The sequence below is a fragment of the Saccharopolyspora terrae genome (assembly GCF_004348435.1).
In the GTDB taxonomy this organism is placed as follows: domain Bacteria; phylum Actinomycetota; class Actinomycetes; order Mycobacteriales; family Pseudonocardiaceae; genus Saccharopolyspora; species Saccharopolyspora endophytica.
This window is the reverse complement of sequence record NZ_SMKS01000062.1, coordinates 1-18,650: the sequence shown is the minus strand read 5'-3', so window position 1 is coordinate 18,650 and position 18,650 is coordinate 1. Positions and strand designations below refer to the sequence as shown.

Here is an 18,650-nt window from a genome sequence, read left to right as displayed (position 1 = left end):
TGTCGAGCACGAGCAGCGCAAAGGGTTTCACAATCGGATTCCGGGCCTCCTCTTCGGGAGGTTTTCGACTGTCGGTCACGGTAGCGGCCAAGACCGAGAACGACGGCCACAGCGAGGGCACTCGCTCACCGGACGACCGCGCCGTGGGCGCGGTGGGGGACTCCGACAGCGGAACGGCGTGGGTCGCCAACCAGCAGGGCGTGGTCGCGTGGTGGACCACGTCGAGTGGTTCGAGGGCACCCGAAGCACCGCCGTCAACCTGCAGCTCGCCCGGGACATCGGCTGCGCGCGGTACGCCTGTGGAACGACGGTGCGGAAGCGCCTGGGCCTGGGAAGAACTCGACGCAGGTTGGGAACGAGCCTGCACTTGGACACACCATCAGTCACGAGGGGAGCAACGAGATGGACTGCCGCATAGGGGACGAATTCCTGGCTCATCAACGCGTTCTGGTGATCGCCCCGCACGCCGACGACGAAACCTACGGCTGCGCGGGATCGATCGCCAGAATCAAATCGCTCGGGGGCGAGGTCTACATCGTGGTCGCCTCAGTGGCCTCCATCGAACAGTACGGCGGTGAACAGGCGTCCGGACTGCGGCTGGTCACCGCCGACACGCGCATCTCGGAGTTCCAATCGGTCGCCGAACTGCTCAAGGTCGACGACTGGGAGGTGCTGTTCAGCGGGCCCGACGAGCACATGGCACTCGACACCGTGCCGCGCCGGGAACTCACCCGGCTGTTGGAGCGGGACGCCAGGCTGTCCATCGACAACGTCCGGCCGAGCATGGTGCTGATGCCCGCGATCAGCTACAACCAGGATCATGAGGCACTGTTCCGGGCCTGCGTGACCGCCACCCGGCCGCGCGCACCGGGCGACCGGCACTTCGTCCAGCACGTGCTCTGCTACGACAACACGAGCCAGTTCTGGACACCTGAGCGCGAGCGTTTCACCCCCAGCCTGTTCGTGGACATCAGCGATTTCCTCCAGATCAAACTGCAGGCGATCTCGCTGTACGCCTCGCAGGCCAGGCACCCGCTCTACCACGGAAGCCCGGAGGGCGTGGAGTTGCAGGCGCGCTGGCGCGGAAAGGAGATTTCAACGGACAGCGCCGAGGGCTACGCGACGATGCGGGTGATGCTGTGATGACGCCGGTTTCGATCCACCAGCCCAACTTCCTGCCGTGGATGAAGCTGATGGCCAAGATCGCCGCGAGCGACGTCCACGTCGTGTACGACACGGTCCAGTACACCCGCAGCGAGTTCCACGCGCGCCAGCGGATGAAGAACCGCTCGGGCGGGACCTCCTGGCTGAGCGTGCCCATCATGCACACGGGCGAGCGGCAGGTGCTGTGCGACGTGCGCATAGACCCGAGGCAGACCTGGCGGCGACGGCACCTCGAGCACCTGGAGGTCCACTACCGATCCACGCCGCACTTCGATGAGCTGTACCCCCTGGTCCAGGAGGTCTACCAACGCGACCACGACCACCTCGTGGAGCACAACGTGGACCTGACCTCGGCCCTGTGCCGCTACCTCGGGTTCGGAACCCGGATCGTGCGGGCCTCGGACCTTGACGCCCCAGTTCCCGAGCACCGGCAGGAACGGTGGCTGGAGCTGGTCCGCGCCGCGGGAGGTGATGCTCATCTGACCAGCAGCGGCAGCACCTACGAGGTCGATTGGTCGCCGTTCCACCGAGCCGGTGTCCCGGTGCTCGAACAGCGCTTCGAGCACCCTGTCTACGCACAACCGCACGGGGAGTTCGTCCCAGGGCTCGGGGTGCTGGACCTGCTGTTCGTCCAGGGCCGCTCGTCCGCCAGCACGATCCACGCCTCCAGCCGCTTCGAATCCTCCGGTGCGCCCGCAGCAGGGTCCATCGCCAATCCACAGAGGAGCGTTCTTCGCTGACCCTTCGACTTCTCACGCTGCGCGCACAGCGCGGGCGCACGGTCCCGTCGCACGGGAGTTCACCGCCGAAACCGTGGTGCCTGGCTGACGGACGCGCTGGTTACCGGCGGTCATCTCGGCCTGCCAGCGGACTCGGCCGAGCGGCTTCACCGAAAATCAGGCATCTTTCGTCCGCTTGAGGGCAACCCCGGGCGAGCGTGCGACGTGAGATGGGTGTCGCGATGCCAAGGCCCGGAACTGCGGGCCACTGGGGGCCAGAGCACCACTCCGCGGGACACACCTGTGCGAACGCACGCCCGTGTGCACTGAAACTGGGAGGAAAGATGTCGACGAACGCACTGCGCAGCAAGAGTTTCAAAGCCACCCTCGCGGTGGCCGGAGGCCTGCTGCTGGCCGGATCGAGCATGGGCCTCGCCTCTGCCGAAACCGACCAGGAAGCCACTCAACGCGCCATGGCCGAAGCATGCGGGGACGGCTACCTGTGCGTCTGGCCCGAGGCCAACGGGCACGGCGAGATGGTGAAGTTCTTCGAGTGCGGAGTCTACGACACGCCGTGGCCGGTCGGTTCCTGGATCAACAACCAGTACACCGGCCAGGTGGCCGAGTTCATCGGTCCCGACCCGGCGAACCCGGACGGCGAGTGGATCGTCCAGTACACCTCGACCGCACCCGAGTTCAGCGACGACGACAGGGGATTCGACACCCGCCGGGTGCACCCCTGCTGATGTGAGGACAAGGGCCCGGCCACCGCTGTTCACGCGGTGGTGGCCGGGCAGCACCAACTGGGGGAAACGATGTACGCAACAACATGAGGAAGACGCTCAGCGGACCGACTTCTTCGGATGCTCGGATCTGCCTATCGATCTGCGCTACACCCTGGGCTCCTTCATCAACCGGCAGTACCCGGGGGCCGTCGCGCACTTCTACGGCCCGGCGGGCGAGCACCAGTACTCGTCCACTGCTCCGGAGGACAGCCCCAACGACGAGGGTTTCGAGATCTGGAAGGTCGATCCCTGCTGACAGGGGGACGTCGGTGGCCACGGCTGCTTCTCTCGGTCGTGGTCATCGGCATGTCGCAGGATCGGTGGCACGATGGGGGTCATGACGCGATGGACCAGCGATCAGCTACCAAACCTGGCCGGCAAGACGGCCGTCATCACCGGCGCGAACAGCGGACTCGGCCTGGAGACCGCGCAGGCGCTGGGCCGGGCGGGCGCGCACGTGGTGCTCGCCGTGCGCAACGTCGCCAAGGGTGAGCAGGCCGCGGGGAGCGTGCCCGGCTCGGCCGAGGTGCGCCGGCTCGACCTGGGCGACCTCGCCTCGGTGCGCGAGTTCGCCGAGGCGTGGGACGGCGAGATCGCCGTGCTCATCAACAACGCCGGGGTCATGTTCCCACCCGAGGGACTCACCAGGGACGGCTTCGAGATCCAGTTCGGCACCAACCACCTCGGCCACTTCGCGCTGACCAACCTGCTGATCGACCACGTCACCGACCGGGTGGTCACGCTGTCGTCCAGCATGCACCGGGCAGTGAGGGGAATCCGCTGGGAGGACCCGAACTTCACCGGCGCCTACGACCCGCAGAAGGCCTACGGCCAGTCGAAGCTGGCGAACCTGCTGTTCACCCTGGAGCTGCAGCGCCGGCTCTCGGAGGCGGGTTCGGCCGTCCGCGCCACGGCCGCGCACCCGGGCTACGCGGCGACGAACCTGCAAAGCCACGCGGGGAATTCGCTGCTGCGCCGGTTGATGGCCGTCGGCAACCTCATCGCCGCGCAGACTGCGCAGGCGGGCGCGCTGCCGACGCTGTTCGCCGCCACCCAGGACATCCCGGGCGCCAGCTACGTGGGTCCGGACGGCCCGTTCGAGCTGCGCGGCTCCCCCACCCTGGTCGGACGCACCCAGGCGGCCAGCGATCCCGAAGCGGCCCAGCGGTTGTGGACGCTCTCCGAGCACCTCACCGGGATCACGTTCCCGATGACCGAGAAGTCCTGACGTCCACACCGGACCCGTGCTCAGGCGGGGCCGCTCGCGCGCTCCTCGTCGAGCGGCTCATCGCGTGGTGATGGTCAGCGGCAAGCCGTGCGGGTCGATGAGCAGCGGCTCCGGTCCTGGTCGCAGCACCGCTCCCGCACCGGCGGCGGTCATGGCTCCCACGGCTCCGCGCGCTTCGGTCACGCCGAGCCCGACGGCGCGCAGCCCGAGCCGGGACTGCCCCGCCGACCACGGGCTGGGCGCGGTCTCGCGGCGGAAGGTGAACAGCTCCAGCACGGCGTCACCGAGTCGCAGGTTGGTGATGACGAACCCGCGCGGGTCATCGGAGCGGATGAGCTTGCCGATCACCTTCGCGCCGAGGGTGCGGACGTAGAAGTCGAGCGCTTCTTGCAGGTCCGGGGCGGTGACGGCGATGTGGTCGAAGACCGGTCCTGCCTCGCGCGGCCTGTTGTGGTGCGCGGCGACGTCTTCGGCGGCCAGCTCGGGCGAGTAGGTCTCGTCGTGGCGCACGGCGCCCTCGACGAATTCCAGCAGCGTCCCGTCGGGGTCGGTGAAGAAGGTGATGCGCACGTTGCCGTGGGCGTCCTTGGGATGCGCGGTGAACTCGACGCCGGCTTCGCGGAGCCGGGCTGCCTGGGCGTCGACGTCGCCGACCTTCATGCCCACGTGCCGCATCCCGCACTGCAGGTCGTCGGGCGCCCAGCCGCCGAGGTCGCCCTCGCCGATCTTGACGAGCTTGATCCGCGCGGGCCCGGCGTCGAGCCAGCTGACACCGGATTCCCTTGCGGTTTCGGTGAATCCCAGAAGTCCGGTGTAGAACTCCTGGGAGCGCGCCAGGTTCCGGCAGCCGATCTCGACGTGCCGGATCGTGGCGGTGGCCGCGCTCGGGTCGGCGGAATGGTTCGCGGTCATCGCCCCTCCGGCGAGTCGTTCCGGACGCCGCTGGTGGTCGCGATCCGGTGATCGTGCGTGATCACGATGCTGCCACCGCTCTCGAGCCCAGGGCAACGGATTGTCCAGGACGCGAACCGAACCCTGTCCGGTTCGCGTCCTGGACGAAGTGGTGCCCGCCTCACCGAGGGGGCGGGAGCGAGACGGGCAGCCGAGAGACTACGCCGTTCGGCGCAATGGCGATCCCCGAATGAGGCACTGCGTGACGATCTCACCGCATCCGGTGACCGGATTTGTTCGCCAGGTCAACTAAGAGGTTCGGACGAGCCGAAGGCTCCACCGCGCGAATCGGACACGACCACGCAAAACGCCTTCTTCGCGGCTGCTCTTGCCATCGGAGGGTTCGCCTATTAGTTTAGCGGCCGTACTTATTGGAGGTGGGTGTGGCCGAACGAGGAAGCGGCGAGGCCGTGCGGCTCGGCGCGTCGGCCGGTGTCGACCAGACCGCGGTGCGGCGGGCCAACCTCGCGCGCGTGCTCGACGAGGTGCGGCGCGGCGAGGTCGTCTCGCGCGCCGACATCGCCACCAGCAGCAAGCTCACCAAGGCGACCGTGTCCAGCCTCGCGGCCGAGCTCATCGACCGCGGCCTCATCCGCGAGACCGGCCTGCGCCGCGACGGCGCCGTCGGCCGTCCCGGTCGCTCGCTGGAGCTCGACGGCGGCGGCATCACCGCGCTCGGGCTGGAGATCAACTCCCAGTACCTGGCCGCGCGCGGCACCGACCTGGCCGGACGCGTCATCGTCGAGCGGCGGATCGGGTTCGACGCCATGCGCGCCGACCCGGAGACCACGCTCGACCGGCTCGCCGCGATCGCCCGCGAAGCCGTCACCGAGCTGGCGGGCACCGGATCGTCGTTCCTGGCCGGCATCGCCGTGGCGGTGCCCGGCCTGGTCGATGCCGAGACCGGCCGGGTGCGCTACGCGCCCAACCTCGAATGGCGCTCGATCCCGATCGCCGGAGCGCTGCGCGAGCGCCTCGGCGGTGACGTGCCGATCGTGGTCGACAACGAGGCCAATCTCTCCGCCCTCGCCGAGCTGCACTCCATGCCCCAGCCCGCCGCCGACCTGGTGTACCTGACCGGTGAGGTCGGCGTCGGCGCGGGCCTGATCACCGGTGGGCGGCTCCTGCGCGGCTCCGGCGGGTTCAGCGGGGAGATCGGGCACGTCCCGGTCGACCTCGACGGGCAGGTCTGCGGATGCGGACGCCGAGGCTGCCTGGAGACCAAGATCGGCTTGCCCGCCGTGCTGCGCGCGGCGGCACCCGACCTGGCCGACCAGGACGTCGACCCGCAGGAGCAGGCGCACGCGCTGCGCCAGCGCGCCGAGGACGGCGGGCCGGAGGCCATGGCCGGCTTCGACGAGATCGGCAGGTGGCTGGGCATCGGCGTGTCGATGCTGGTCAACCTGCTCAACCCGGAAGTCGTCGTGCTCGGCGGCTACCTCGGCACCGTCGCGCCCTACCTGGTTCCCGCCGCGATGCGGGAACTGCGCGACCGCTCGGTGGCCGGCGACGCGGCGGTCTGCCGGATCACCGCCTCCACCTACGGGTTCTCCGCCGCCGTGCGCGGCGCCAGCAGCATCGTCATCGAGGAGATCTTCCGCGACCCGCTGCGCATCCCCGCGGCCGAGAAGGCCGTCGGCTGAACGATTTTCGGCACCACCATCGCACTGCACCACGACGTGAGGAGCATCAAGTCATGACCGACTTCACCCCGAAGCGCGAGGACAAGTTCTCGTTCGGCCTCTGGACCGTCGGCTGGCTCGGCCGCGACCCGTTCGGCGAAGCCACCCGCAGCCCGCTGGACCCGGTCGAGGCCGTGCACCGGCTCTCCGACCTGGGCGCCCACGGCATCACCTTCCACGACGACGACCTGGTGCCGTTCGGTTCCGACGCCACCGAGCGCTCGGCCATCGTCTCCCGCTTCCGGGGAGCGCTGGACGAGACCGGCCTCGCCGTGCCGATGGTGACGACCAACCTGTTCAGCCACCCGGTGTTCAAGGACGGCGGCTTCACCGCCAACGACCGCGACGTGCGCCGCTTCGCGCTGCGCAAGGTGCTGCGCAACGTCGAGCTCGCCGCCGAGCTCGGCGCCCAGACCTTCGTCGCCTGGGGCGGTCGCGAGGGCTCCGAATCCGGTGCGGCCAAGGACGTTCGCGCCGCCCTGGACCGCTACCGCGAGGCCGTGGACACCGTCTGCGCGTTCATCAAGGAGCGCGGGTACGACATGAAACTGGCGCTGGAGCCCAAGCCGAACGAGCCGCGCGGCGACATCCTGCTGCCGACCGTCGGCCACGCGCTGGCGTTCATCAACGAGCTGGAGCACGGCGACATCGTCGGCGTGAACCCCGAGGTCGGGCACGAGCAGATGGCGGGCTTGAACTTCGCGCACGGCATCGCGCAGGCGCTGTGGGCGGGCAAGCTGTTCCACATCGACCTCAACGGGCAGAACGGCATCAAGTACGACCAGGACCTGCGCTTCGGCGCCGGCGATGTGCGGAACGCGTTCTTCCTGGTCGATCTGCTGGAGAACGGCGGCTACGAGGGTCCGCGGCACTTCGACTTCAAGCCGCCGCGCACCGAGGACTACGACGGCGTCTGGGCTTCGGCGGCCGGCTGCATGCGCAACTACCTGATCCTCAAGGAGCGCGCGGCGGCCTTCCGCGCGGACCCGCGGGTGAAGGAGGCGCTGGAGGCGGCTCGCGTCGCCGAGCTGTCCACCCCGACCCTCAGCGCCGGGGAATCGGTGTCCGACCTGCTGTCCGAGGAGCTCGACGTCGAGGCCGCGGCCGCTCGCGGCATGCACTTCGAGCGCCTCGACCAGCTCGCCATGGACCACCTCCTCGGCGCCAACTGACCCACCGCACCCCGGCCCGCGCACCCCTGTGCTGGGGCCGGGTGTTCGCACGACCGCGTCCTGATCGCGCACAATCGTGTCCGGTCAGAACCGACTCCGGCGTTCCAGCGCCGCACGAACCCGGCCCCGGAGTGCTTGCACTCCGCGAGCACGAAGGATGATCCGCAATGCTGGTGCTAGGCATCGACTCGTCGACCCAGTCCACCAAGGCGCTCGTCGTCGACGCCGACGACGGCGCGGTCGTCGCCGAGGCCAAGGCGTCGCACCCCGACGGGACCGAGGTGGACCCGGCGGTCTGGTGGGAGGCGGCGCAGAACGCCATCGCCGAAGTTGTCGCGAAGTCGCCGGGCCGCATCGAGGCGGTGTCGGTGGGCGGCCAGCAGCACGGCATGGTCGCGCTGGACTCCGCCGGCGAGCCGGTCCGCGATGCCCTGCTGTGGAACGACACCCGCTCCGCCCCGCAGGCCGAGGAGCTCATCGAACGCCACGGGGCCGAGGCTCTCGCCACCCGCACCGGTCTTGTCCCGGTCGCGAGCTTCACCATCACCAAGCTCGCGTGGCTGGCGCAGCACGAGCCGGACAACGCCGACCGCGTCGCGCAGGTGCTGCTGCCGCACGACTGGCTCGGCTGGCAACTCGCCGGACGCCCCGAGCAGAGCTGGACCGACCACGGCGATGCCTCCGGCACGGGCTACTACTCCCCCACCACCGGCGAGTGGCTGCCCGAACTGCTCACCGAGGCCATGGGCGGACGCACCCCGGAGCTGCCGAAGCTGCTGGGCCCCAACGCCGAAGCCGCGCGAGCGACGCTGCCGGGCATCGAGGGCGCGACCATCGGCGTCGGCACCGGCGACAACATGGCCGCCGCGCTCGGTCTGGGGCTCAAGCCCGGTGACGTGGTGGTGTCGCTGGGCACCTCGGGTGCGGTGTTCGCGCCCGCCGAGAAGCCCAGCGCCGACCAGACCGGCATCGTCGCGGGCTTCTGCGACGCCACCGGCCGGTACCTGCCGCTGGTGTGCACCCTCAACGCCGCGCGCGTGCTCAGCTCGACCGCGCACATGCTCGACACCGACCTGGAGGGGCTCTCGCGCCTCGCGCTGGCGGCCGAGCCGGGTTCCGGCGGGTTGAGCCTGCTGCCGTACCTGGAGGGCGAGCGGACTCCGAACCTCCCGGAGGCCACCGGCACGCTGACCGGGCTGACCGGCGCGAACATGACGCCGCAGAACCTCGCCCGCGCGGCTGTGGAGGGGATGCTGTGCGGCATGGCCGACGCCATCGACGCGCTGCGCGACACCGGCGCCGAGGTCCGGCGGGTGCTGCTCATCGGCGGCGCGGCCCGTTCTGAGGCGGTCCAGGCCATCGCCCCCGGCCTGTTCGGCGTCGACGTGGACATCCCCGAACCGGCCGAGTACGTGGCCATCGGCGCGGCCAAGCAAGCCGCCTGGGCCCGTTCCGGCAACGCCGAGCCGCCGGAGTGGGAGGTCGCGGGCACCCGCCGGACCGTCGGGGACGACACCAGCGGTGCCGCGGTCCGGGCGGCCTACGCCGCCGCGCGCGAGCAGGTCCACGGCATCTGATCACCGGTTCACGCGGCGACGATCTCGCCGATCGCGGAGGCCCGGAGGGTTCGAGCCGCGCGTCGGAGGAGGTCGTCGGCGCGCGGATCCGGGCTCCACCCGCCGGTTTCGGTGAACCAGTGGTCGTAGAGGAACGTCGCGGGCAGCGCTCGTGCGGTACCGAGACCACCGCCGAGACCGACGGAGTGACTGCGCACGGTGCCCAAACCGACAGGCAGCACGGGCTTTCCTACCAACGCCTCGCTCGGCGACATCGCCAGCCAGGAACGCAGCGGGACGCTGCCGTGCGGCTCGTAGCGGGGTGTCACGACGGCCACCGCATCGGCCTCCGCGACCACCCGCAGACTCGCGTGCACGGCGCGATGCCGGTGGTTCCGGGCCATCAGCGCGGAGTGCGGCAGCTCCCCCACCGCGACCTCGGTGGCCGCGGCGCCGCTGCGGCGCAGCTCGTCGAGGAGGGTGCGGGCCACCGCCGCGGACCGCGACCTCGGACTCAGGTGCCCGGTGAGCACGGCGAACTCAACCACGCCCGCCCTCCTCGGTCCACCGAGGACTGAACGAGGGCATGGCGGGACACGACAGCATGAGGACTCCCGGGGCGAGACGTGCGAGCGGGCACCGGCCTGAGAACCGGTGCAGGAGGGACGATTCCGGATCCGACGGCTGTTCAGCCGTGGATCAACAGATCGCGCTGCACACCCGCAACAGGTCGATGTGGCACCGCACCACGAGACCGGCCTGGGCTGTCATGCCGCACATCCTCGCTCGCGACCGGGCGCGTTGCAACGCACCGCCGCTCGCGTCCCACATGCCGGGCCGGGGTCCGCACCCCGGCCCGGTCAGGGGTCAGGCGGGTCGCCGGTTCGACACGAACGTCACCGACACCAGCCCGATGACCGCGACGGCCGCGAACGCGTAGAAGCCCCACGGGTAGGCCAGACCCGCGCTGAGCAGCGCTCCACCGACCAGGGGCCCGCAGATCGCGCCGAGCCGCCCCACTCCGCTGGACGCGCCGAGCGCGGTGGCCCGTCCGACAGCCGGGTAGTGGTGACTGACGTAGGCGTAGACGAGGACCTGCGTGCTGAAGACGAACACACCCGCCAGCAGCACGCTGACGTACACGCCGAAGCCGGGCAGCCGCACGCTCAGCAGGGCGAGGAACACGGCTGCGGCGGTGAACCAGATCAGCGTGCAGGTGCGCACGCCGATGCGGTCGGAAACCCGTCCGGCCAGCAGCAGACCCAGCACCGCACCGACGTTGAGGGTCAGCAGCAGCGCGAGCGCGGCACCGAGCTCGTAGCCGGCCGCGCGCATGATCTCCGGCAGCCAGGTGTTGAGCCCGTAGACCAGCAGCAGGCCCATGAACGAGGTCACCCAGAACGCCAGCGAGGACCGCAGGTAGCCGCCGCGGAACAGGGTCGCCACGGGGCTGCGGGCGGCCTTCTCCTCGGCCGTGGCCGGCAGCGACTCCGGAAGGTGGCGCGCCAGCAGCGGCAGCAGCACCAGCGCGGGCAGCGCACCGATGACGAACATCGCGCGCCAGGTCAGCGCGGGGATCACCAGGATCCCCAGCAGCGCGGTGGCCACGGCGCCCACGTGGTAGCCGGTCATCAGGGTGGTCGTCGCGCTCCCGCCCTTGGCCTGGGACGCCTCGTTGACCAGGGCGATCGCCACCGGCAGGACGCCGCCGAGCCCGAGACCGGCCAGGAGTCGCAGGGTTCCGAACAGCAGCGGGCCACGCCAGGGTCAGCGCGGAGAACAGCGCGACCGTGGTGATCATGAGCTTGCGGCGGCCGAAGCGGTCGGTCAGCGGCCCGACGCACAGCGCGCCGATCATCACGCCCACCAGTCCGACCGAGGAGATCACCGAGGCGGTCGCGGGCGTGAGCTGCCAGCTCGGGTCGCGCAGCAGCTTGGGGAGCACGACGCCCAGGACCACCAGGTCGTAGCCCTCCAGCGCCACCGCCGCCCAGCACAGCGCGGCCACGCCCCGGGCACTCGTCTCCGGCGCGCGGCCGGACTGTCCTGACGCCGTTGTCATTCCAGGTCACCTCTTCGATGTCGGTGTCGTGCCCCGGAATCATGTGGGTACCTCCCGGAACCCGGACCAGCGTTCCTTTCCGCCCAGCGGGAGCCGTGTGCGAGGTTGATACCTCCCGCAGCCGACGCTCACCCACCGGCCCCCTCGGCAGCGTGCGGGTTGTGGTCCGCACCGACCGGGCAGAACTGATTTCGATCATGGGCCGTTCGGGCCAGAACCACCTACCCGTGCCGACCTCGACCCACGTCCCGATGCACGGCTCCGCAGCGAGAAGCCCGCGATCGGATTCCTTCCCGAAATGTTTCGCAACCCGAGTGGAAATCCACCCTCGGGGCAAGTTTCTCGCCTCGCCGGGCGACGCCTGGGAACTTCACCTACCTTAAATCCGAAAGTTGCGGTTCTTGACCTTTCCTCGCGCGCGCCCATAGTCTTCGAAATCGCGTGTTGTTAGAAACATTTCGGAAACTGTTCCGGTCCAGTAAAGAACGCGGGAGTCCGCAATGAAGCCGATTCGCCTCGCCACGACCGCAGCCGCAGCGGTCCTGCTGCTACCCGTCCACGCCGAAGCCGCACCCCAGGCACCCGCGCTGCGCGATGCCGCGCCGGAAGGTCTCGTCGTCGGCTCCGCCGTCGCCGGCGGCGGCCACCACGACGAGCAGCCCTACCCCGACCCGTTCACCTCCGACCAGCCCTACCGGGAGGTGCTCTCCCGCGAGTTCAGCTCGTTGTCGCCGGAGAACCAGATGAAGTGGGAGTACCTCCACCCCGCTCGCGACACCTACGAGTTCGGCACCGCCGACGCGATCGTCGATTTCGCCGAGCAGCACGGCCAGGTGATGCGCGGGCACACCCTGCTGTGGCACAGCCAGAACCCGGAATGGCTGGAGAACGGCGGCTTCTCACCGGAGGAGCTGCGCGAGATCCTGCACGAGCACATCACCACCGTGGTCGGCCGCTACGCCGGGCGGATCCAGCAGTGGGACGTGGCCAACGAGATCTTCGACGAGTCCGGGAACCTGCGCACCACCGACAACATCTGGATCCGCGAGCTCGGCCCCGGCATCATCGCCGATGCCTTCCGCTGGGCTCACGAAGCCGATCCCAACGCCAAGCTGTTCTTCAACGACTACGGCGTGGAAGGCGACAACGCCAAGAGCGACGCCTACTACGCGCTGGCCCAGGACCTGCTGGCGCAGGGAGTTCCGGTGCAGGGCTTCTCCGCGCAGGCCCACCTCAACCTCGACGACGGGTTCCCGGCGGACCTCACGCAGAACCTGCAGCGCTTCGCCGACCTCGGGCTGGAGACCGCGATCACCGAGCTCGACGTGCGCATGACGCTGCCGCAGGGCGGAGCCCCCACCCCGCAGCAGCTGACCGAGCAGGCCGACTACTACCGCCGCGCTCTGCAGTCGTGCCTGGACGTCTCCAGCTGCCACTCGTTCACCGTGTGGGGGTTGCCGGACAAGTACTCCTGGGTGCCCGGAACGTTCCCGAACCAGGGCGCGGCGACGATCTACTGGGACGACTTCACCCCCAAGCCCGCCTACGACGCGCTGCTGGAAACCCTCTCGGCGAGCGAGCGGAAAAGCGGGAAACCCGAGAATGAGACGATGACGACGTCCGGGTGAATCTCGCCTGGTTTCGCGAGGGCCCTCCTGGCACGGTGGATGGAACTGGGGTTCTTCGCGGTGCGACGAGGCGACGTGGACGACGTCCGGACTTCTGAGATGCGCGGTGGGGCGGCTTCCCGCCGCTCCACCGCACGAGTGGCGAAAGGTGATGCGGGTCCGATGCGGTCGCAGGCCGAGATCAGCACCGAGGTGTCCTACGAGCGGCTGTCGCGCCTGCGCGACACCGGGTTCCGCCGGGTCCGGCCCGGCATCGACAACCTCAGCACCCGGGTGCTGCGCCTGGCGGGCAGCCGCGCCGAGGGCTGCGGGAACGTCCGAATGCTCCGCGACGCGCGGACTCTGGGGCTGTCGGTGGAGTGGACCTACCGCTACGGCTTCCCCGGCGAGACCGACCGCTCCTACTCGCGCGTGCTGGCGCAGTTCCCCGCTCTGCACCACCTTCCGCCGATGCAGAGCGCCGTCCGGTGCGGCGACGGCATCTCCGACGACACCGAAGCGGCGCTGCTGGCCGGTGTCGCGGCGTGGCGGCGGGACAACCCGCTCGGCCTGCTGGAGCTCGTCGAGGACGGCGGCGCGCTCGTCGTCCTCGACGACCGGCCGGGTTTCGGTCGCCACGAGTACGTCTTCGCCGGTGAAGCGGCGGAGCTCCTGCGGTACGTGGACGCCCCCTGCCCCCTGTCGGTGCTCGCGGCTCGCTTCGGCGGGCAGGTGCACTCCCGCCTGGCGGATCTGCGCGAGTGCGGACTGGTGTTCACCGACGCGGGCAGCTGGGTGCACGTCCTGCCCCGTCCGACGAATCACCGGCTGCAACTCGCGAATTGACCGTTCTGACCCGTTCGTGATCTTCGGGCGTTCCAGGGCTGCGATGTTCCGCCCATCGCCGTAGACCGTCGGAAGCCGTTGCGCGCCATACGAATGGAGCAACACGCGGTCACGAAGGCGCAACGAATGGGGTCGTCGCCGACCACCGCCGCCCTGGCCCGGGTAGCAATTGTGCCCGGGCAGTGATGATCAAGATCGCGAGCAGGGGGCTGGCATGGCGGCGTTACCGACGGAGGCTGGCTCCCAGGAGCGCAGCGACGGCGAGCTGATCGAGGCGGTGCGCGACGGCGACACCGGGGCCTACGGAAGCCTCTACGAGCGGCACGTCGCCGCCGCGCACAGCATGGCCCGCCAGGTCACCACATCGACCGCCGAGGCCGACGACGTCGTCTCCGAGGCGTTCGCGAAGGTCCTCGACCTGCTGCGCGACCAACGCGGACCGACCTCGGCGTTCCGCGCCTACCTGCTGACCGCCGTCCGGCACGCCGCCTACGACCGCACCCGCAAGCAGCAGCGGTTGCAGTACGCCGAGGACCTGGAGACGGTGCCCGGCATCGACATCTCGGAGCCGTTCCAGGACACCACCGTCGATGGCGAGGACCGGTCCTTGGTCGCTGCGGCGTTCGCGAAGCTTCCCGAGCGTTGGCAGATGGTGCTCTGGCACGTCGAGATCGAGGGCGAGTCCCCGGCGAAGGTCGCTCCGCTGCTGGGGATGACGCCCAACGGCGTGTCCGCGCTGGCCTACCGCGCGCGGGAGGGCCTCAAGCAGGCGTTCCTGCAGGTGCACCTGGGAAGCCTGGCCGCCGAGCAGGAGCGCTGCCGGGAGAACGTCGAGCGGCTCGGCGCGTGGACGCGCGGCGGCCTGGCGAAGCGGGAGACCTCGCGGGTCGAGGCGCACCTCGACGACTGCGACCGGTGCAGCGCGCTGGCCGCAGAACTGGTGGAGATCAACGGAGCGTTGCGCGTGTTCATCGCTCCCCTGGTGATCGGCAGCGCAACCGCGGCCGGTTACCTCACCGCGGTGGGTGCCGGGAGCGGCGGAGTCGTCGGCGGGGTCGTCAACGCCGTGGGCGGACCGCGACGTGCGGCCGTGTCCGGAGCCGCCGTTGCCGCAGCGCTGGCCGTCCTCGGACTGGCGCTGGCGGCCAACGAGGAAGAACTCCCGCCGGTCGCCTCCGCACCGCCGCAGCCGACCGCCCCGCAGCAGCCGCAGCCGCAGTCACCGCCGTCGCCACCCGCTCCCCCGGCGGCCCCGGCCGCGCCCGCTGCGCCGGGAAGCGCGCCCGTGCCCGGCCAACCGGCTCCGCCGCCCGGCGCTCAGCAGCCGAACCCGCTGCCACCGCTGCCGATTCCCGCACAGTCCCCGTCACCCGAGCCGCTCGCCGACGGCACGGCGCACGCGGGTGTCGAACTGCTCGGGCTCGGCGTCGACGCCGAGCCGCACCTGCTCATCGACGACGACAGCATCGACGCGGGCGCGGTCGTGAAGGTGGATCAGACGTTCCCGCCGGATCGCCTCATCGCCGTCGACGACCTCACCGGCGCCCTGGACGTCCTCGGGAACCCGGTCATCGAGCGCTGAACCACCGGTTCGGCTCACCCGCCGGAATCCTCGGGAGTCGGGTCCTCCCAACTCGGGGAATCCTCCGATGACCCGGTGTTCGGTTCGACCGAGCTCGTGGCCGGTTCCGGGGGCCGGTACTCCGGTGGCTCGGGCGGAGATGTCTCCGGCGCTTCCACCTCCGACTCGACCGACGAGCGCGGCTCCGAGGGCGGACTCGTCGACGGCGTGATCGGCACTTCGTACGGCACCGGCACCGGTACCGGTACCGGGATCGGGCCGTCGGTGCACAGCCGGAGGTAGCTGTGGACGTCGGCGGGGTCGTAGAAGTCCCACCACTCCGGATCGTCGCAGTGACGATCGGCGCTCTCCCGGACCACGAGACCGCACTGGGCCTTGGTCCTCTCGCTCATCCGGGCCGGATCGGTCCCGCAGTCGCCGCGCGGCTGTTCGACCGGCGCTCGCGGCGGTGCAGGCGGTGCCGGGACCTCGACGTACACGGTCCGGGGCGGCTGCCCCGCAGCGCACCCGGTGAGCAACGCGGCAGCCGTGACACCTCCTGCCACGGCCGCTGCGTGCATCGCGCACCCCCAGGAATTCCGTGGTGGACGTCCAACCACCTGGGGACCACGTTACGTCAGCGCATCACAGGTGCCCCGGGACCAAAGCCCCTGGTCGGCGCTCGATGATCCGGAGCCCAATGACAGCGGGAACTCGGGCTCCCAGCCGAAGTTCCCGTGCTTCGAGGGGGATGCGGACTCATCGCGACCTCACCCCGCATCCCCCTCGTCCACCCCACCACGCGGAAGGACCCCGCCATGCGCCGCCGCCGCTGCGCTCGTACTGCTGAGCGCACCGGCGCTGACGGCGTGCGTGACCTACCTGCCCGCTGCGCCGACGATCACGATCCCAGTGCCCGCAGCGCCCGTCGCACCCGCAGCGCCCTACGAGGCCCCGCAGCCGAGCGCGGTCCGCACCACCGGTTGCGTGGCCTCCTACGAGACCGCGCAGTCCCATGTGGACATCTGCGGATCGGCAGGATCGCTGTACTACTACGGATCCAGCGACAGCGGGTCGATCACGCTGCGCGCCTACCCCAGCGGAAGCGGGTACGCGACCGAGAGCAACGACCGGCACGTGTACCGCGTCGACGACTCCGCGCTGACCATCGCCCGCCAACGGCACGATCATCTCCTCCCAGTCGGTGCTGTCCTCCAGCTGACCGCCTGCGCAGGACATTTGTCGGTGGCCGCCTCCGAGCACCCGCCTGTAGCGTCCTCGGGGACCTGACGTGGGCGCTCCACTGCTTGAACGGGTTCACCGGCACGCGCGGAGAAGGACTGCACCATGGGCGATTTGCACGTCAGCGATGAGTTCGACGCACTGATCGGGCGGGTCCGGGTCATCGGCCCGCTGCTGGAGGACCACGCCGAGCACAGCGAGGAGATCGGCAGGCTCAGCGACGAGTCCGCCAAGGCTCTCGTCGACACCGGGATCTTCCGCATCGGGATCCCCGTCGAGCTCGGCGGTGACGAGTTCTCCCCGCGCCAGGCGCTGGAGACCATCGCCGAGGTCAGCTACTTCGACGCCTCCGCGGGCTGGGCGTTCATGGCGCTCCAGCTCGCCACCGGCACCACGCCGGCCTACCTGGGCTGGGACGTGGTGCACGACTTGTACCCGAACGTCCGAAGAGGACACCACGCGCTCATCGCCGGGCAGGTCACCAAACCCGGCACGGCCGTGAAGACCGAGGGCGGGTACCGGATCAGCGGGGACTGGCAGTTCGCCTCCGGCGTGTCGATGGCGACCCACATCCACACCGCCGCCCACTGCGCGGAGGAAGGCCGCACGCTGGTGTTCACGCTGCCGGTCAAGCAGGTCGCGCTGCAGGACAACTGGGACGTGATGGGCCTGCGCGCCACCGGCAGCATCGACTACAGCATCCGCGACGTGTTCGTGCCCGCCTCCTACGCCTACGAGGCGATCTGCACCTCGCCCAGGATGGGTGGTGCGCTGTACCGGCTGGGGCTGGCGAACATGTCGGGCATCTGCCACGCGGGGTGGGCGCTGGGCGTGGGCCGCCGGATGCTCGACGAGATGCGCGCGCTGGCGGCCACCAAGACCGGCACGCCGCGGGCAGCGGTCGACAGCCAGCAGTTCCACGCCGAATACGCCCGGGCCGAAGCGAAGTTCCGGGCGGCGCGGGCGTTCGCGTTCGAGACCTGGCAGCAGTGCGAGGACACCCTCGACGACGGCCGCGGCCTGAGCACCGAGCAGGAGACGCTGACCCGGCTGATGCTGAGCAACGCGATCTCGTCGGTGCACGAGGTGGGCCAGACCGTCTACAAGTGGGCGGGCACGGCGGCGCTGCGTCGCAGCGTCCTGCAGCGCTTCTTCCGCGATCTGCACGGAGGCACCCAGCACGTGACCTCGGGACCGGGCGTGCTGAAGAACTGCGGCAAGCTGCTCGCCGGGCTCTCCGACGGTCACTGGCAGTTCCTGGACCTCGTCGAGAGCGACTGACCTGGACCGCTTTCGCGCAGTTCAGCAGCTACGTCACGTTGAGTGACCGGCGGCGGCCGAACGGGTGCAATTCAGCGTAATTCGGGCGCGCCGGACATCAGCGCTTAACTTCTGCACCGGCCGCTGTCAGATTGAGCCCAGCACTCGGGTGCGCGGGCATACCCACCTCGTCGGCGGTCGACCGAACAGATCAACGGTCCCGACGCCGTTCGGGGCAGGCGGAGGGAGCCTCCTGCCCGCGACGCATTAGGATGATCGGCCGCGAGGGGGCGCTGGTTTGAACACCGCACAGGTCCACCGGAAGGCACGGCGCAGGCAGCACTCCCGCGGCAGGCACAACACGCGCCCGACCGCCACCCGCCCCTGGGTGGGGCGCCCGCTGCCCGCTCGCCCCGGCACCTCCCCGATCCGCACGCCGCTGCCGGTCACCCCGGCCGCGCCACCACCCGAACCTGAGCCCACCCGAGGAACCACCATGACCGCACGTCACGCCGAGATGATCACGGCGACGCTGTCCATCACCACCTTCCTCGTGGTCGGTGCGATGTGGATCGGCTACTTCTAGGAACCGCTGAGGACGCGCTTCGCGCAGCGGTGCAGGCCGAGTCCCGCACCGCGCGTTCTCGACCGACTCCTAGCTGTAGTGCCTTGGGAGGTTGTGAACGGGTGACACGGGGTCGGATGATCTTGGAATGAGTGAGGACCTCCGGGTTCGGTGTGGATCACCACAATCTGCACCGATCACCAGGAGGTCCTCGTGTGTCACCGTAACGCTCCGCTGACCGAGACGGGCA

17 protein-coding genes and 1 pseudogene are annotated in these 18,650 nt (G+C 70.1%); 15 read left to right on the top strand and 3 right to left on the bottom strand.

Features of this window, described 5'->3' with window-relative positions:
- The first annotated feature begins 402 nt into the window (after positions 1-402).
- The 5 genes from E1181_RS25330 to E1181_RS25310 all read left to right on the top strand — a co-directional run bounded on the left by E1181_RS25330 (position 403) and on the right by E1181_RS25310 (position 3,896).
- Positions 403-1,143, top strand: a complete 741-nt coding sequence (locus E1181_RS25330) for a PIG-L deacetylase family protein (RefSeq protein ID WP_165944746.1) — start codon at positions 403-405, stop codon at positions 1,141-1,143.
- Entirely contained in the window at positions 1,143-1,904 is a 762-nt protein-coding gene (locus E1181_RS25325; protein ID WP_132678489.1) for a WbqC family protein, read from the top strand. The genes E1181_RS25330 and E1181_RS25325 overlap by 1 nt, the downstream gene beginning before the upstream one ends.
- A 323-nt stretch (positions 1,905-2,227) precedes the next feature.
- Positions 2,228-2,629 carry a peptidase inhibitor family I36 protein gene (locus tag E1181_RS25320; RefSeq protein WP_165944745.1) on the top strand — a complete coding sequence of 134 codons (402 nt, stop codon included), beginning with the start codon at positions 2,228-2,230 and terminating at the stop codon, positions 2,627-2,629.
- Between the two features lies 1 nt (position 2,630).
- On the top strand, positions 2,631-2,924 hold the full coding sequence (locus tag E1181_RS25315; protein WP_132678486.1) for a hypothetical protein: 294 nt from the start codon (positions 2,631-2,633) through the stop codon (positions 2,922-2,924).
- A gap of 81 nt (positions 2,925-3,005) precedes the next feature.
- Positions 3,006-3,896 (top strand): oxidoreductase, encoded by an 891-nt coding sequence (locus E1181_RS25310; RefSeq protein ID WP_207922309.1) that lies wholly within the window; start codon positions 3,006-3,008, stop codon positions 3,894-3,896.
- 57 nt (positions 3,897-3,953) lie between these two features.
- On the opposite strand, the gene E1181_RS25305 is transcribed toward E1181_RS25310, so the two are convergent.
- Positions 3,954-4,808 carry a VOC family protein gene (locus tag E1181_RS25305; protein WP_132678482.1) on the bottom strand — a complete coding sequence of 285 codons (855 nt, stop codon included), beginning with the start codon at positions 4,806-4,808 and terminating at the stop codon, positions 3,954-3,956.
- A gap of 422 nt (positions 4,809-5,230) precedes the next feature.
- Between E1181_RS25305 and E1181_RS25300 the strand changes: the two genes are divergently transcribed.
- The 3 genes from E1181_RS25300 to xylB all read left to right on the top strand — a co-directional run bounded on the left by E1181_RS25300 (position 5,231) and on the right by xylB (position 9,278).
- A complete protein-coding gene (locus E1181_RS25300) occupies positions 5,231-6,490 on the top strand; it encodes an ROK family transcriptional regulator (protein WP_207922308.1) in 1,260 nt (419 codons plus the stop codon).
- Positions 6,491-6,543: 53 nt separating this feature from the next.
- Positions 6,544-7,701 carry a xylose isomerase gene (gene xylA / locus E1181_RS25295; RefSeq protein WP_132678480.1) on the top strand — a complete coding sequence of 386 codons (1,158 nt, stop codon included), beginning with the start codon at positions 6,544-6,546 and terminating at the stop codon, positions 7,699-7,701.
- A 167-nt stretch (positions 7,702-7,868) separates the two neighbouring features.
- Positions 7,869-9,278 (top strand): xylulokinase, encoded by a 1,410-nt coding sequence (xylB, locus tag E1181_RS25290; protein ID WP_132678479.1) that lies wholly within the window; start codon positions 7,869-7,871, stop codon positions 9,276-9,278.
- Positions 9,279-9,286: 8 nt separating this feature from the next.
- Here xylB and E1181_RS25285 read toward each other — a convergent pair whose 3' ends face one another.
- Both E1181_RS25285 and E1181_RS25280 read right to left on the bottom strand, forming a co-directional pair.
- On the bottom strand, positions 9,287-9,805 hold the full coding sequence (locus E1181_RS25285; RefSeq protein WP_165944744.1) for an NAD(P)H-dependent oxidoreductase: 519 nt from the start codon (positions 9,803-9,805) through the stop codon (positions 9,287-9,289).
- A 319-nt stretch (positions 9,806-10,124) separates the two neighbouring features.
- A pseudogene (locus E1181_RS25280) lies at positions 10,125-11,319 on the bottom strand (MFS transporter).
- Positions 11,320-11,819: 500 nt separating this feature from the next.
- Between E1181_RS25280 and E1181_RS25275 the strand changes: the two are divergent.
- The 7 genes from E1181_RS25275 (at position 11,820) to E1181_RS25245 (ending at position 18,421) form a co-directional block, all read left to right on the top strand.
- Positions 11,820-12,947: an endo-1,4-beta-xylanase gene (locus E1181_RS25275; protein ID WP_132678476.1), complete on the top strand. Its 1,128-nt coding sequence runs from the start codon at positions 11,820-11,822 to the stop codon at positions 12,945-12,947.
- Between the two features lie 162 nt (positions 12,948-13,109).
- A complete protein-coding gene (locus tag E1181_RS25270; protein ID WP_132678474.1) occupies positions 13,110-13,772 on the top strand; it encodes a hypothetical protein in 663 nt (220 codons plus the stop codon).
- A 214-nt stretch (positions 13,773-13,986) separates the two neighbouring features.
- Positions 13,987-15,354 carry a sigma-70 family RNA polymerase sigma factor gene (locus E1181_RS25265; protein WP_132678473.1) on the top strand — a complete coding sequence of 456 codons (1,368 nt, stop codon included), beginning with the start codon at positions 13,987-13,989 and terminating at the stop codon, positions 15,352-15,354.
- 75 nt (positions 15,355-15,429) lie between these two features.
- Positions 15,430-15,636: a hypothetical protein gene (locus E1181_RS25260; protein ID WP_132678471.1), complete on the top strand. Its 207-nt coding sequence runs from the start codon at positions 15,430-15,432 to the stop codon at positions 15,634-15,636.
- A 609-nt stretch (positions 15,637-16,245) separates the two neighbouring features.
- The gene (locus E1181_RS25255) at positions 16,246-16,623 is read left to right on the top strand and encodes a hypothetical protein (protein ID WP_132678470.1); all 378 of its coding nucleotides are present in this window, start codon (positions 16,246-16,248) and stop codon (positions 16,621-16,623) included.
- Positions 16,624-16,680: 57 nt separating this feature from the next.
- Entirely contained in the window at positions 16,681-17,856 is a 1,176-nt protein-coding gene (locus E1181_RS25250; protein WP_132678468.1) for an acyl-CoA dehydrogenase family protein, read from the top strand.
- 277 nt (positions 17,857-18,133) lie between these two features.
- Positions 18,134-18,421 (top strand): hypothetical protein, encoded by a 288-nt coding sequence (locus tag E1181_RS25245; RefSeq protein ID WP_132678467.1) that lies wholly within the window; start codon positions 18,134-18,136, stop codon positions 18,419-18,421.
- Positions 18,422-18,650 lie beyond the last annotated feature (229 nt).